This is a genomic window from Bradyrhizobium sp. USDA 3256, assembly GCF_054058275.1.
This window is the reverse complement of record NZ_JBSSAE010000002.1, coordinates 4,721,266-4,735,227: the sequence shown is the minus strand read 5'-3', so window position 1 is coordinate 4,735,227 and position 13,962 is coordinate 4,721,266. Positions and strand designations below refer to the sequence as shown.

The following is a 13,962-nucleotide window of genomic DNA, read 5'->3' as shown; positions in this document are numbered from 1 at the left end:
GAATTGACCGGCGCGCGCGAACGCGCCGGTCCTGCGGCGCGGCGCAAGCAGGCGCCGCCCGCGGCCCCACTTGTCAGGGATGAGGTTCGCGCCCCAAAGATCGCCGCCCGTGCGCGATCTGCCGCACATTCATTCCATGGCCGCATCGCGCGCTGAGGTTTGCATGACCGCCTATCTGATATCGCTCGCGCTCGCGGGTCTGGTTGCCATCGCATTGTGGGAGCTTGCATGAGCGCCGAGATCATCCAGTTCATTCCGCGCCCGCATCCCAAACGCGAGCAGACGGACTTTCCCACGATCGCATTTCGTGCCGTGTTGCCTGATCCTGATCCAGATTGCGACACGGCTCCGAGCGAGTACATCTTCTCGGCCAATAATTCTATCCGGCAAGGATATCGGCTCTTCGAGCCTGTCTCGCCCTGGGCATGGCAGCACACGCTGTATTGGCGGAGGGAGCTCGTCTAGATCCTGCGACGTGGTTCGACTTGTTGCGAACAATCGATGACGTGGAGCGCTCGGTGGCTTCGGCCACCGGGGTTTTTTTGCGTTTCTGGCCATGGGTAATCCCCTTTGGCAAGCCGCGGTCGTAGCCGGGATCGAATCTTGGGCGTGGGGATGCTAGAATGGCCTGCGCAGTGCGAACGAAGCATCGCCGGAAGCGTTTCCTCAAATGGGCACCCGGCGGCAGTCGTGGATCCGGAGCGCTGAATTCGCGAAATGCAGGCTTGCGCATCTTGATCTCTGGTGATCGATCGATAAACTGAGTTGACGGTTCGATCGCACGCGCAAATGTCTTGGAGATCGAACGAAGGAAGAGACCATGGTTGGCCGCGGGCTCGACACAAAGGTACAGCCAGGCCCGGATATGGATCGTTATTCGGTCATGGTCGCGCGAGCCAGGGCGCTTGTTCCGGCATTGCGCGAACGGGCATCGCGGACCGAAGATCTGCGCAGATTGCCGCCGGAGACCGAGCGGGATTTGCTTGACAGCGGCCTTTTCCGGATCCTGCAGCCCAAGCGGGTCGGAGGCAGCGAGCTCGACTATGTTGCCCTGGTCGACTGCGCCGATGCCCTCGGGCAGGGAGACGCCTCGGTCTCCTGGAATTTTGCCAACCTTGCAAGTCACCACTGGATGCTGGGTATGTTCGCGCCCGAAGCGCAGAACGCGGTATGGGGAGAGGATCCGGATGTGCTGATCGCGTCTTCCTTCGTCTTCCCGGCAGGTCGTGCGAGGAAGGCAGGTGGCGGATACGTTCTGAGTGGTCATTGGCCGTTTTCGTCCGGGGTGGAATCCTGCGGATGGAACATGCTCGCGAGCGTGGTCGCCTCGGATGATGAGGCCGATGGTGTCGAGTATCGGCTATTCCTGTTGAACAGGCGGGACTACAGCATCGACGACACCTGGAATGCGGCTGGCTTGCGCGGAACGGGATCGAACGACGTGCGGGTCACCGACGCATTCGTTCCCGAGCATATGACCGTTGCTGTCAGCGATCTTGCGGGAGGTGCGACGCCGGGCAGTATCGTCAATCCGAATGCGCTCTACATGCTTCCAGTCTTTTCGTTGTTTCCCTATGTGTTGTCCGGGGTTGGATTGGGAAATGCGCAGGCTTGCCTTGATGACTATGTCGAGATCGCGCGACACCGCGCTTCGACATATAACCGGGCCAAGATCGGGGACCTGCAAAGCACACAGATCAAGATTGCCGAGGCGTCGGCGAAGATAGATGCCGCACGGCTGATCATGCGCACGAACTGCGTTGAGGCACTTGCGGAGGTCCGGCGTGGCGATATCCCGGGCATTGCAGCGAAGACGAAGCTTCGGCGCGACGGTGCGTTCGCGGTCAATTTGTGCACCGAGGCGGTGTCTCTTCTATTTGCGGCGGGCGGCGCACGCAGCCTGTTCACCTCGGGAGCGTTGCAGCGCCAATTTCGCGACGCGCATGCGGTGAATGCGCATCTCGCGTTCAATTTCGACGCGGCGGGCACCAATTACGGGCGGGTGGCTCTGGGGCTGCCGTCTGAAAACCTGACGCTTTGAGGTCAGCCGGATGTCCGACTCACCCAAACATCCGCTGGATCCCGCCAGTGAGCTCGCAAGCGATAGTTCGGCGATCGATCCCCGTGATTTCCGCGATGCGCTCGGTACGTTCGCAACAGGTGTGACGATAGTCACTGCGATGTCGGCTGAAGGACGGCCGTATGGAATTACTTGTAATTCCTTTGCATCGGTGTCGCTCAACCCGCCACTGGTGTTGTGGAGCCTGGGCATGTTTTCGCAGGGACTGCCGATCTTCCAGAATGCCAGCCATTTTGCAGTCAACGTTCTAGACGCGTCGCAACAGGCGCTGGCGATGCAGTTTGCCAGATCGTCGGGGGACAAGTTCGCGGGTGTGAGCTGGACGCCGGGTCTCGGGAATGCTCCCGTGCTTGCTGATGTGGTCGCGAATTTCCAATGCCGTGCCGCCAACCGCTACTATGGCGGGGATCACGTCATTTTCCTAGGCGCGGTGGAAGCCTACGCCTATAACCGGAACAGTCCGCTGTTGTTCGCGCGCGGAGGTTTTGGCCGGTTTTTGGCTGACGGTGGTGGCAAGACATCATGAATCGAAAGACGCCCGTCAAGCGTGTTCGTGCCAAGCAGAGGCGACTATCAGCTGTCGATCGTCGCAGTGAATTCGTTACCAAGGCAACCGAGCTATTTGCGGAGGAGGGATTTGGCGGCGGCACGCGCGCCCTTGCTCACAAGCTCGGCGTGACGCAGCCGCTGCTTTACCGCTATTTTCCGAGCAAGGACGATCTCATCAAGGAGGTCTACCGCAAGGTATATCTCGAACCACTTGAAATAGGCTGGGAGAAGGTGCTCTCGGATCGGTCACGTCCGCTCCGCGTGCGGCTCCAGGAGTTTTACGAAATCTATACCGACGCGATCTTCAACCGAAGATGGCTCCGAATCTATCTCTACTCCGGCCTGAAGGGCCTCGATATCAATCGCTGGTATGTTGGCATGGTCAAGGACAAGATCCTGACGCGCATTCTCCGGGAATGCCGCCACGACGCCGGCCTCGCGACACAGGGCAGGCCCAGCGCAGAAGAACTCGAGCTGGCCTGGGTGTTTCACGGCGGCATTTTCTATTATGGCGTACGCAAGTACATCTACGAAGCGCCTGTCCTCGAGGACAAGGCGCAGATGATCAGTGACGCGCTGGATATCTTCCTCGCAGGATTTGAGAGAATGGCGGAGAGCGCGACCGATCGTCGACGGGCGCCGATCAAGGTCGCCGGCTGAGCGCGCTACATTGTCGCCATCTGACCCCGATACCAATCCCCGATCTCGCTTGCCGTCATGAGGGCGACGCCGTCATGGCCGATGACGTAATCGAGCAGGGCCTCCAGGTACTTGATACGGTGCGGCACGCCCGTGATGTAGGGATGCACCGAGATGGCCATGATCCGCGCATTCTCTGCGCCCTCAAGGTACAGCCGATCGAATTGGTCAGTGCAGCGCGTCAGGAACTGTTCCGACGGAAGGTGTTGCAGCGCGTGAATGACGATGTCGTTGGTCTCGACCGAATAGGGAATCGTCGTCACGGTGCCGTGCGGCGTGGCGATGTCCTGGGGGAGATCGTCGATCACCCAATCGGCCACGTATTCGATCCCGTTGAGGCGCAGGAGATCGAGCGTGTCTTCGGTTTCGGTCAGGCCCGGGCTTTCCCATGATCGCGGCGGCTTGCCACTAAATCCAGCAATCGTGTCGACCGCGCGCTTGATTGCATCCGCCTGGTTCTCGACCTTGTGCATCGGGCCCTGAACAAACCCGTGTCCCATGAATTCGAAGCCCGCCTCGCGCGCCGCCGACGCCACACGCGGATAGCTGTTGCAGACGTTGGCGTTCGCAGCCAGCGTCACCGGTATCTTTCGATCGGTGAGGGCTTTGAACTGCCGCCAGAAGCCGGCGCGCATGCCGTACTCATGCCACGACCAGTTCGGCACGTCGGGCAGCAGGGGTTGGCCCATCGGTGGGCTCAGCACGGTGCGTGGCATTGCATTCTCGATGCGCCATTCCTCGACATTGAGGATAACCCACACGGCAAGCTTCTTGCCGTCAGGTAGTGTCAGTTTGGGTCGGTCGACCTGCGCTTGGTACGGAATGCGATCAGTAAAGGCCATGTCGAACCTCCTTCACGTCGATGATCCGGCAGCGGTGGCATTGATCCGCGGCAGGACCTTCTCGGCCATCAGGATCATCGATTGACGGCCAAGCTCCCGATCTTTCCAGTCCTTGCCGGCATAAAGCAGGGTTCCGAAGGTGCCAATCTCTTCCTGGAACGCCAGCAACTGGTCAGCCACACTTTCGGGCGTGCCGTAGATGATCAATTTGTCGCAGATCGATTCCAGTGTGACCTCAGCGTCAGGTTGATCCCGTCGTGCCTTGAACAACTCGAGCCGGCCACTGCGCTTCAGCTTCGTGAACAACTGGTGATAATAGTACACGTACGGACTGTCGGGCGACGTGGTATAGGCCTTCGCGGTTGCTGCATCCTTTGCCACGAACACGCTCTTGGCGACGCGCCAATTGGCGGGCTCGGGTGCCCGGTTCACGCGCGCACAACCCTCAACATATTTCGGCCAGTGGCTCTTCACCCAGGCCGGCATCAGGAAGTTTGCCGAGATCGGATCCCAGCCGCGCGCCGCCGCCTCCGTGACGCCTTTTGAGAATGGCGCCACCGCGGTTACCACGATTGGCGGGTGAGGAGCCTGCAAAGGGCGAGCGACGATTCCCTGGCCAATGTCCTCGATCAGGGTCCGTTTGACCGAGACATTCCAATATTTGCCCTGCAAATCATAGGGCGGTTTGCCAGCCCAGATATCAAGAACCTGATTGACGGCTTCGAGGAACATGGCATTGCGGTCCGCATCGAGATTGCCAAAAACCTCCGCGTCGGACAGCAATCCACCCGGGCTGATTCCAAGGATGAAACGGCCATCAAGCATGTGATCAAGCATGGCGACAGACGCAGCGATGGCTGCCGGATGCGTGTTTGGCATGTTGATGGTGCCGGTTCCAAGCTTGATGTGCTTGGTTGCGGCTGCGAGCCAGGCAATGAAGGCGATGCTGGAGGTGATGTTCTCGGCCTTGTCGGTGACGTGCTCGCCGACATACGCCTCGGTGAAGCCGAGCTCGTCCGCGAGCAGAAAGGCCTCGCGATCCTCCCGGAGCGATTGCCGCCAATCCTTGTCGAGAGGATGGACCGGCATCGTAAAAAAACCGAGCTTCATGATCCGCCTCCCCGCGATTTGAACTTTAGTTGGCAAGGAACCTGCGGCCTTCCCGAGGCGAAGACAAGCCCCGCCGCACAAATAATCACTCGATAAACAAGCTTGACCTTTGAAGAGGGCGGCCCTCTAATCGGGCAAACCAAAATTGGGCCCGGGAGGCCACGCCCACATGAAAGCTGCGGCTTTCGCCTACGCCCGCGCGACCAGCGTCGTGAACGCGCTGGAGTTGCTCGCCATGCACGGCGACAAGGCGAAGGTTCTGTCGGGTGGTCAGAGCCTGATGCCGGCGATGAACCTGCGGCTCCTGTCTCCGGACATTCTGGTCGATATCGGCGGCCTCGCCGAGTTGCGCGGCATCACCGTGAGGGGAGACCTGCTGGTCATCGGCGCGCTGACCCGGCACGTCGATCTGCTCAGATCGCCGGAGGTTGCACTGCACGCGCGGCTGTTGCGCGATGCCGTTGCCCACGTTGCCCATCCCGCAATTCGCAATCGCGGAACGATCGGCGGTAGCCTCGCTCACGCCGATCCTGCGTCGGAGCTGCCGGCCTGTGTTGTGGCGCTTGACGCCACGATCGTTGTTCGGGGCTCGGCCGGCGAGCGCCGGATTACTGCGACGGAGTTTTTCAGGGGAATTTACGAAACGGCGCTGTTGCCGGACGAGTTGCTTGTCGCGGTCGAGGTGCCGGTCGCAGGCCAAGCCTCGACATTTTTCTTTCAGGAATATGCCCGGCGGCATGGCGACTACGCTGTCGTTGGTCTCGCCGCCCGTGCCGTTGTTGCAGCCGGCAGGTTCTCAGCTCTTCGGCTCGGCTTCTTTGCTGTTGGCGACCGGCCATTGCTCGCGGCGGCCGCCGGCAAACTGATCGATGCCACGGTAACGCCCGCCTTGCTCGCAGAGGCGGCGGCCGCATTGGCCGATGAACTCGATCCACAGGAGGACCAGCAGGCGACCGCGGCCATGCGTCGACACCTCGCGACGGTCTTGCTCCGGCGCTGCGTGGCGGCATTGCTCGCACGGCCAGAACTGGAAACGGGAGTCGGTAAGTGAACGCTCCGGTACCGGTCTCGCTTCTGGTCAACGGCGAACCCATCGACGCCTTCGTCTTGCCGCGGCTCAATCTTGCTGATTTCCTCCGGGAAAATCTCAAGCTGACCGGAACCCATATTGGGTGCGAGCACGGCGTCTGCGGCGCCTGCACGGTCCGGATCGATGGTGAGATCGTTCGCTCCTGTCTGGTGCTGACGGTCCAGGCGCAGGGCGCGTCAGTTGAGACAATCGAGGGGCTGTCTGACAGCGGTGAAATAGCCGATCTTCAGGCGGCATTTCGCGAGCGCAATGCATTGCAGTGTGGCTATTGCACGCCTGGGATGCTGATCACGGCGCAGGACCTGCTGAAGCACGTGTCCGTGCCTGATCGTCGAGCAATCCGTGAGCATCTTTCCGGCAACTATTGCCGCTGCACAGGCTATCAGGCCATCGTGGATGCGGTTGAGGCGACAGCCATGACGCGCGCGGAGCGGGGCGCATGATGGTGACGCGGGCGCCAGCAGACGCGCTTTCGGTGCTTGATCGCCCGAATTCCTACATCGGCAAGACCGTACCGCGGCCGAACCTCGACAGGTTGCTGCAGGGGCGGGGCCAATATGTCAGTGATCTCGAATTGCCGCGGATGGCGCATGTGGTTTTTCTACGGTCGCCACATGCCCACGCCAAAATCGCAGCGATCGACGCCGACGCGGCAAGGCGCATGCCCGGTGTCGTTTCCATCGTCACGGGTCGTGAACTTGAAGCGGTCATCACGCCGTGGGTCGGGGTGCTCTCGCACCTGAAGGGACTGAAGTCTGCGCCACAACACGCGATCGCGGTCGACCGCGTGTGCTGGCAGGGCGAGGCCGTTGCAGCGATTGTGGCGACCAGCCGTGCTGCAGCCGAAGATGCCATGGAGCGTATTTCGGTCGATTACGAGGAGCTTGAGGCGGTGACGGACATGCGTGCTGCGCTCGATCCGGCAGCTCCCGTCATTCATGCTGCGCTCGGCGACAATCTTGCCTTTGAGCGGACGCTCGACGCCGGCGACGTCGATCATGCATTGTCGGGGTCCGAACTCGTCGAGGCCGACTTCGTATTCGGGCGCCACACCGGCGTGACACTTGAGTCGCGGGCCGTCGTTGCCGATTGGAATGCGGCCGAGACACGGCTCACGATCTATCAGGGCACGCAGGCGCCCCATATGGTGCAGAACATCGCGGCGCTGCATCTTGGGTTAAGGGAAGCGCAGGTCCGAGTGGTCTGCAAGGATGTCGGCGGCTCGTTCGGCATCAAGGTCCATATCTACGCCGACGAAATGGCGACCTACGCGCTGTCCAAGCTGTTGCGTCGGCCAGTCAAGTTCGTGGCGGACCGCGTCGAGAGTTTCAACACGGACATCCACGCCCGCGATCATCGATGCAGGGGGCGGATCGGCGTCAGGCCGGACGGCACCATCACAGCCTTCGAGATCGACGACCTGACGGGGATCGGCCCGTATTCGATGTATCCGCGCACTAGCGCCATCGAGGCAAATCAGGTGGTCAATCTGGTGGGTGGGCCCTATGCCACGGCGAACTATCGGGCGCGGGCGCGCGTCGTTTTCCAGAACAAGAACGTGATGTGCCAGTACCGGGCGGTTGGACACCCGATCGCCTGTTCGGTCACCGAAGGCCTGGTCGATCTGGCGGCAGCGAAGATCGGCATGGACCCCGTCGAAATCCGGCGGCGCAATCTGATCGCCGACGATGCCTATCCGTGTGCATCACCCTCGGGCATGAAGTTCGAGCAGCTGTCGCATCACGCCTCGTTGACCAAGCTGCTTCAGATGATGGATTACGACGCGTTGCGCGCTGAGCAAGCGGCCTTGCGCGCCAGAAACGTCCATCGAGGCATCGGAATCGCGAGCTTCATCGAGGTGACCAATCCCAGCGCTGCCTTTTATGGCGTGGGCGGCGCGAAAATTTCATCGCAGGATGGCGTTGCGGTGCGGCTCGACGCGCAAGGGTCGGTGATCTGCCAGACCAGCATCACGGAACAGGGGCAAGGGTCGGAATCGCTGACGGCCCAGATCGTCGGCAGCGTGCTTGGCGTTTCGATGGAACGCGTTCGCGTCATCCTGGGCGACACCGAGCACACGCCCTATGGCGGTGGCACCTGGGCCTCGCGCGGTGCCGGCATCGGCGGCGAAGCTGCATTGCGGGCAGCCAAGGCCCTGCGACAGAATATCCTGAACGTTGCCGCGGCCATCCTGCAATCGACGCCGGCCGAGCTCGATATCGTCGACAACGGTATCGTCAACGCCGCCGACGGCGCGCCGCGCATCGAACTGAACGAGCTTGCGCGGATCGTCTATTTTCGACCGGACACCCTGCCGCCCGGTATCCAGCCCGAATTGATGGCGACCCGGCATTTCGTTCCGCGCCAATATCCCTTTGCGTTCACCAACGGCGTTCAGGCCTCATGGCTCGAGGTCGATACCGAGACCGGGTTCGTTAAGCTGCTGAAGCATTGGGTTGTCGAAGACTGCGGCACCATCATCAACCCGCAACTGGTCGACGAGCAGATCCGGGGCGGGGTCGTGCAGGGGCTCGGCGCGGCGCTGTTCGAGAAGTGCATCTACGACGAACGCGGTCAGCTGACCAATGCCAATATGGCGGACTATCTGGTCCCGATGTCCGGCGAGATGCCCGATATCGAGGTCGGCCACGTCGTGTCTCCGACGCAGGAATCGGAGCTGGGAGCCAAAGGGGCAGGGGAGGCGGGCACGGCCGGCGCGGCAGCTGCGGTTGCCAACGCGGTCAATGACGCGCTCCGGCCGTTTGGCGCAATAATTACCGAGATTCCGCTCACACCTCAGGTTATCCTGACCGCCCTGGGACGGATCTGAGTGGAGACGTTCCGGGCAACGATAATACGATAAGCAAAACGCAGACAGTTCTTGGGGAGGAATAGTCATGACGAAGAAGGTCACCAAAGCTGGATCGATATCACGGCGTCGTCTGCTGACGACGGCAAGCGCCGGCGCCGTTCTCGCCGTCTCGCCTTTTCGCATCAATCTGCTTCAGGCCCAGGAAGCGCCGATCAAGATCGGCTTCCCGGTTCCTTTGACCGGTCCATACGGCGCCGAGGCCCAGGACCAGGTGCGGGCGGGTCAGCTTGCTGTCGCCCAGTTCAATGATGCCGGCGGTCTCAACGGCCGCAAGGCCGAGCTCGTCGTGCGCGACGACAAGCTGAATCCCGGTGAGGCGGCGACGCGGACCCTGGAATTGGTCGAGAAGGAGAAGGTGAATTTCGTTGTCGGCAGTCTGTCCGCGGCGGTTCAGCTCGCGATCAACAACGTCACCAAGGAACGCGGGGTCATCTTCAATTCGATCAGCCAGTCCGACGCCATCAACGAGGCGGCAGATTTCAGCAAATACACGTTCCACGAAGCGCTGAACCCGCACATGACGTCAGGGGCGGTCGGTCGCTACGCCTTCACCAAATTCGGCAAGAAGGTGGCGTTTCTCACGGCGGACTATGCTTACGGTCACGAGATGGTTCGCGGCTTTCTCGAGGTCGGCAAGGAGTTCAACATCGAGAACCTCGGTGACATCCGTCATCCGCTTGGAACGACTGATTTCTCGACCTTGCTGCCGCGTCTCCAGGCGCTGAAGCCCGATATTCTATGCATCAGCAATTTCGGCCGGGACCAGCAAATCGCACTGAAACAGGCAACCGACTTCGGCATCAAGAAATCGATCCAGATCATCGCGCCGCTGCTGTCGCATGCCAGTCGCGTTGCGGCGGGCCCCCAGGCATTCGAAGGCGTTGTCGGCGGCTGCTCGTTCTTCTGGGGCATCGAGGACAAGTTCGCCTCGACCAAGGCGTTCAACGACGCGTTCCGCAAGATGTATGACGGCAAGTTGCCTACCGACTACGGTGCGCTCGGCTATGGCGGAGTTCGGACGGTGCTCGAGGCGGTCAAGGGCGCGGGCAGCGTGGAGACCGACAAGGTCGTCGCGGCATTGGAGGCTCTGAAGTACGACTACTACAAGGGGCCGCAATACTATCGCAAATGCGATCACCAGTCGGTGCAATCGGTGCTCGTGATCAAGTCGAAGTCCAAGGGCGTGAAGAACGAGTCAGATGTGTTCGAGGTTCTATCGACCGAAGAGCCTAACGAGAAGAACCTGCGTACCTGCGACGCGCTTGGTCACAAGAGCTGAGCCATGCGCCGACGCGCACCGCGGGGCGGTGCGCGTCGTGCTGAGGGGGACAAATGGCGGGCCTGAGCTTTGACCTGATTGCACTGCAACTATTCGCCGGGCTGGCGCTCGGCGCCATCTACGTGCTGTTTGCGATCGGCCTCTCGCTGATCTTCGGGATGTTGACCGTCGTCAACTTCGCCCATGGCGCGTTTTACATGGTCGGCGCCTATGTCGGGCTGTACCTGATTTCGATCGGCGGCAATTTCTGGCTCTGCTTGCTGGCGGTGCCGCTTCTGATCGGGCTGTTCGGCCTTGCCGTCGAGCGCGTGCTGATCCGGCCGCTTTACGGCCGCGGCATCGATTATCCGCTGCTGCTGACCTTCGGGTTGAGTTATGTCATGGTCGAGTGCGTGCGCATTGCCTTCGGCAAGACCGGCTATCCCTTCGACACGCCCGAGCTTCTGCAGGGGGCCGTCAACATCGGTGTCGGATATTTTCCACTCTACCGCCTGTTCGTGATCGGCGCGACGGCCGTCGTCTTGTTGGCGCTCTGGCTGTTTCTGGAGAAGACCAGCTTCGGACTCATTATCCGCGCCGGCGCGCGCGATCCGCAAATCGTCCGCGTCCTCGGGGTCGACGTTTCCAGGGTCTGGTTGATCGTGTTCGGGATAGGCACCGCGATTGCTGGCTTTGCCGGGCTGCTAGCTGCCCCGCTTCAAGGCGTCATTCCCGAGATGGGCGGCACGATTCTCGCCGAGGCTTTCGTGGTTACGGTCGTAGGAGGCATGGGCTCGATCGGTGGCGCCGTACTGGCGGGCCTCCTCGTTGGTGTGGTGGTCAGCATGACGTCGCTGTTTGCGCCCGAGATGGCCAAGGTTTCGATCTTTGCCCTGATGGCGATCGTCCTGATCGTTCGTCCCCAAGGCTTCTTCGGCCGCGCCGGATTGATGAGCTGAGAGCCAAGGATGACCGGAGCCACCGAATCCGTCAGACAACCTCGTGCCACGACGGGCAGTTGGTACGAATTCGCAACGCGGCATCGCGCCAGCATTGTGGCCGCGGTGATCCTGATTTTCCCGTTGGTGATGCCGTTCACGGCCCTCGCGGTGAACATCCTGATCTATGGATTGTACGCCGTCGGCTTCAACCTCGTGTTTGGTTATCTCGGTCTGCTGTCGTTTGGTCACGCGGCGCTGTTTGGAACCGGTGCCTACCTCTGTGGCATCGCCATCGTGCATTTTGGCTGGCCATGGTATGCGGCCATCGCGGCCGGGATCGCCGGCGGCCTGTTGATGGCATCGTTGATTGGCGTGCTCGCGATCAGGACCCGCGGCATCTACTTCGCGATGGTGACGATGGCGCTGTCGCAATGTGTCTACTACCTGTTCTATCAGGCGGTTGACCTGACCGGTGGCGAAAACGGCCTCCGCGGCATCAACGTCCGCACCATCGATCTGTTCGGCTTGCGGCTCGACTTCATCAATCCGATGACCCGTTACTATGTCATCGCGGCGTTTGTGGTTGGCGCTTTTTTCGTGATGTCGCGCATTCTTGCCTCGCCATTCGGCGCCGTCATTGAGGCCGTGCGGGAGAATGAGATGCGTGCCCGCGCGTCAGGCTATGACGTCACCAAGACCCGATTGCTGACCTTCGTTTTGTCAGGCGGCTTCTGCGGCCTCGCGGGAGCCTTGCAGGCGTTGCATCTGTCGATCGTTCCGATCGAGATCCTGCACTACGAGACATCGGGCCTGGTCGTGATGATCGCATTGCTGGGCGGTATGGGAACGTTCTTCGGGCCGATGATCGGTGCCGCGGTCTTCCTGGTCCTGGAGAACGTGGTCTCGGTGTGGACGGTTCATTGGCAACTGATCGTTGGCGCCATCTTCATTGCCTGCGTGCTGTTCTTCCCCGCCGGCATCTGGGGCACGCTGATCGCGCGAGGCAGGCGATGAGTGCCGCGGAAGGCCAAACCAAGGAAATCATTCTGCGCACCAGGGGCGTCGGCAAGACGTTCGGGAAGTTTGTCGCGCTGAACAATATCTCGGCGGAGTTTTCCAGAGGAGCGATCACTTCCATTATTGGTCCGAACGGGGCCGGCAAGAGCACCTATTTCAATTTGCTGTGCGGCGCGTTTGCGCCCACCAAAGGCAGCGTTGAATTCGAGGGCAAAGATGTCACCGGCCTGCCGCAGCACCGCTTTGCGCATATGGGCATCGCAAAGTCCTTTCAGATCACCAGCGTGTTTCCGCAGCTCACGACCCGTGAAAACATCCGCGTCGGTCTGCAGGCGCTGGTGTCGAGATACGACATCTGGCGTCCCCGCGCGCGCCTGACCGAGCTGGTCGAGCGGGCGGACGAGCTGCTTGCCCTGGTCGGATTGTGGGAATCTCGCGAACGTGCCGCCAAGACGCTGGCCCATGGCGAGCAGCGCGCGCTGGAAATCGGCATGGCGCTTGCCAGCCAACCCCGGTTGCTGTTGCTGGACGAACCGACGGCCGGCATGAGCCCGGAGGAAACCCGGACCATGATGGATCTGATCGTGAAGCTCGCAAAAGAGCGTACGGTCATCCTCGTCGAGCACAAGATGAAGCTGGTGCTCGGGATCAGCGATCGCATCCTCGTGCTGCATCACGGAGAACTTCTCGCCGAAGGAACGCCGCAGGAGGTCCGGCAGAACGAGGCGGTGAAGCGGGTCTATCTCGGCCAGCGGGAGCATTGACTAATGCTGCAGATCGGCAAGCTCAATGCCTGGTACGGCGCAAGTCACGCGCTGCAGGACATAACGCTCGAAGTGACCAAAGGCGAGATAGTCTGCCTCATCGGTCGCAATGGAGCCGGCAAGACGACGACGCTGAAATCGATCATGGGGTTGATGGGACGAACGCGCGGATCGGTCACCTTCAAGGGCAAGGAGCTGCTGAGCCGGCCGGCGCATGTGCGCTTCGCGCTGGGACTTGCCTATGTTCCCGAAGAGCGGCGGATTGTGCAGGGATTGTCGGTCCGGGAAAATTTGCGGCTCGGGCTGGTGGCGTCGCCGGCGAAAAAGCGGGAAGCCGAGCTGATCGACGAGATCGCGGTGATATTCCCACGGCTGGCCGAGCGGATGGACCAGGAGGCGGTCACGATGTCCGGCGGCGAGCAGCAGATGCTGGCGATCGCGCGGGCGATGATCGCAAAGCCCGACCTGATCATGCTGGATGAGCCGTCGGAGGGGATCATGCCGGTCCTGGTCGACGAGATGTTCGAGCTATTTCGCAACATGAAGGCGCAGGGAACGACGGTGCTGCTGGTTGAGCAGAACGTCGAGCTCGCGCTTGGCATCGCCGATCGTGCCTACGTCCTTGATCAGGGGGCAGTGGTGCACCAGGCGTCAGCGCAGGCCCTGCTGGCCGACGACGAGATCAAGGAACGATATTGTTCGGTGTGAGCGCGCTTTCCGGTCTCCCGCCGGCGCGAACG

Annotated in this window: 14 protein-coding genes and 1 pseudogene; 13 read left to right on the top strand and 2 right to left on the bottom strand. The window is 61.2% G+C overall.

Annotation, left to right across the window (positions count from 1 at the left end; all coding sequences use genetic code 11):
• Positions 1-109: 109 nt before the first annotated feature.
• The 5 genes and pseudogenes from ACVWY5_RS24220 to ACVWY5_RS24200 all read left to right on the top strand — a co-directional run bounded on the left by ACVWY5_RS24220 (position 110) and on the right by ACVWY5_RS24200 (position 3,289).
• Positions 110-232 carry a hypothetical protein gene (locus ACVWY5_RS24220; RefSeq protein ID WP_321176844.1) on the top strand — a complete coding sequence of 41 codons (123 nt, stop codon included), beginning with the start codon at positions 110-112 and terminating at the stop codon, positions 230-232.
• Positions 233-366: 134 nt separating this feature from the next.
• Positions 367-465, top strand: a pseudogene (locus ACVWY5_RS24215) (GNAT family N-acetyltransferase); the annotation flags it as partial.
• A 355-nt stretch (positions 466-820) separates the two neighbouring features.
• Entirely contained in the window at positions 821-2,041 is a 1,221-nt protein-coding gene (locus ACVWY5_RS24210; protein ID WP_028336874.1) for an acyl-CoA dehydrogenase family protein, read from the top strand.
• Positions 2,042-2,051: 10 nt separating this feature from the next.
• Complete coding sequence (locus tag ACVWY5_RS24205; RefSeq protein WP_028336873.1) at positions 2,052-2,606, top strand: flavin reductase family protein; 555 nt, start codon at positions 2,052-2,054, stop codon at positions 2,604-2,606.
• Complete coding sequence (locus tag ACVWY5_RS24200) at positions 2,603-3,289, top strand: TetR/AcrR family transcriptional regulator (protein WP_028336872.1); 687 nt, start codon at positions 2,603-2,605, stop codon at positions 3,287-3,289. The genes ACVWY5_RS24205 and ACVWY5_RS24200 overlap by 4 nt, the downstream gene beginning before the upstream one ends.
• Positions 3,290-3,294: 5 nt before the next feature.
• Here the strand turns inward: ACVWY5_RS24200 and ACVWY5_RS24195 are convergent, their stop codons facing one another.
• Together ACVWY5_RS24195 and ACVWY5_RS24190 are read right to left on the bottom strand one after the other, a co-directional pair.
• Positions 3,295-4,170, bottom strand: a complete 876-nt coding sequence (locus ACVWY5_RS24195) for a polysaccharide deacetylase family protein (RefSeq protein WP_028336871.1) — start codon at positions 4,168-4,170, stop codon at positions 3,295-3,297.
• Between the two features lie 12 nt (positions 4,171-4,182).
• A complete protein-coding gene (locus ACVWY5_RS24190) occupies positions 4,183-5,280 on the bottom strand; it encodes an LLM class flavin-dependent oxidoreductase (RefSeq protein WP_028336870.1) in 1,098 nt (365 codons plus the stop codon).
• A 169-nt stretch (positions 5,281-5,449) separates the two neighbouring features.
• On the opposite strand from ACVWY5_RS24190, the gene ACVWY5_RS24185 reads away from it, so the two are divergent.
• The 8 genes from ACVWY5_RS24185 (at position 5,450) to ACVWY5_RS24150 (ending at position 13,930) form a co-directional block, all read left to right on the top strand.
• Positions 5,450-6,331, top strand: a complete 882-nt coding sequence (locus tag ACVWY5_RS24185) for an FAD binding domain-containing protein (RefSeq protein ID WP_028336869.1) — start codon at positions 5,450-5,452, stop codon at positions 6,329-6,331.
• Positions 6,328-6,813 carry a (2Fe-2S)-binding protein gene (locus ACVWY5_RS24180; protein WP_028336868.1) on the top strand — a complete coding sequence of 162 codons (486 nt, stop codon included), beginning with the start codon at positions 6,328-6,330 and terminating at the stop codon, positions 6,811-6,813. Before ACVWY5_RS24185 ends, ACVWY5_RS24180 begins: the two co-directional genes overlap by 4 nt.
• A complete protein-coding gene (locus ACVWY5_RS24175) occupies positions 6,810-9,200 on the top strand; it encodes a xanthine dehydrogenase family protein molybdopterin-binding subunit (RefSeq protein ID WP_028336867.1) in 2,391 nt (796 codons plus the stop codon). Before ACVWY5_RS24180 ends, ACVWY5_RS24175 begins: the two co-directional genes overlap by 4 nt.
• 67 nt (positions 9,201-9,267) lie before the next feature.
• Positions 9,268-10,521, top strand: coding sequence for an ABC transporter substrate-binding protein (locus ACVWY5_RS24170; RefSeq protein WP_028336866.1), 1,254 nt, complete (start codon positions 9,268-9,270; stop codon positions 10,519-10,521).
• A gap of 53 nt (positions 10,522-10,574) precedes the next feature.
• The gene (locus ACVWY5_RS24165) at positions 10,575-11,459 is read left to right on the top strand and encodes a branched-chain amino acid ABC transporter permease (protein WP_038377831.1); all 885 of its coding nucleotides are present in this window, start codon (positions 10,575-10,577) and stop codon (positions 11,457-11,459) included.
• Positions 11,460-11,468: 9 nt separating this feature from the next.
• Positions 11,469-12,455: a branched-chain amino acid ABC transporter permease gene (locus tag ACVWY5_RS24160; RefSeq protein WP_028336864.1), complete on the top strand. Its 987-nt coding sequence runs from the start codon at positions 11,469-11,471 to the stop codon at positions 12,453-12,455.
• A complete protein-coding gene (locus ACVWY5_RS24155; RefSeq protein ID WP_028336863.1) occupies positions 12,452-13,222 on the top strand; it encodes an ABC transporter ATP-binding protein in 771 nt (256 codons plus the stop codon). The genes ACVWY5_RS24160 and ACVWY5_RS24155 overlap by 4 nt, the downstream gene beginning before the upstream one ends.
• Before the next feature lie 3 nt (positions 13,223-13,225).
• Positions 13,226-13,930, top strand: coding sequence for an ABC transporter ATP-binding protein (locus ACVWY5_RS24150; RefSeq protein WP_028336862.1), 705 nt, complete (start codon positions 13,226-13,228; stop codon positions 13,928-13,930).
• The last annotated feature ends 32 nt before the right edge of the window (positions 13,931-13,962 follow it).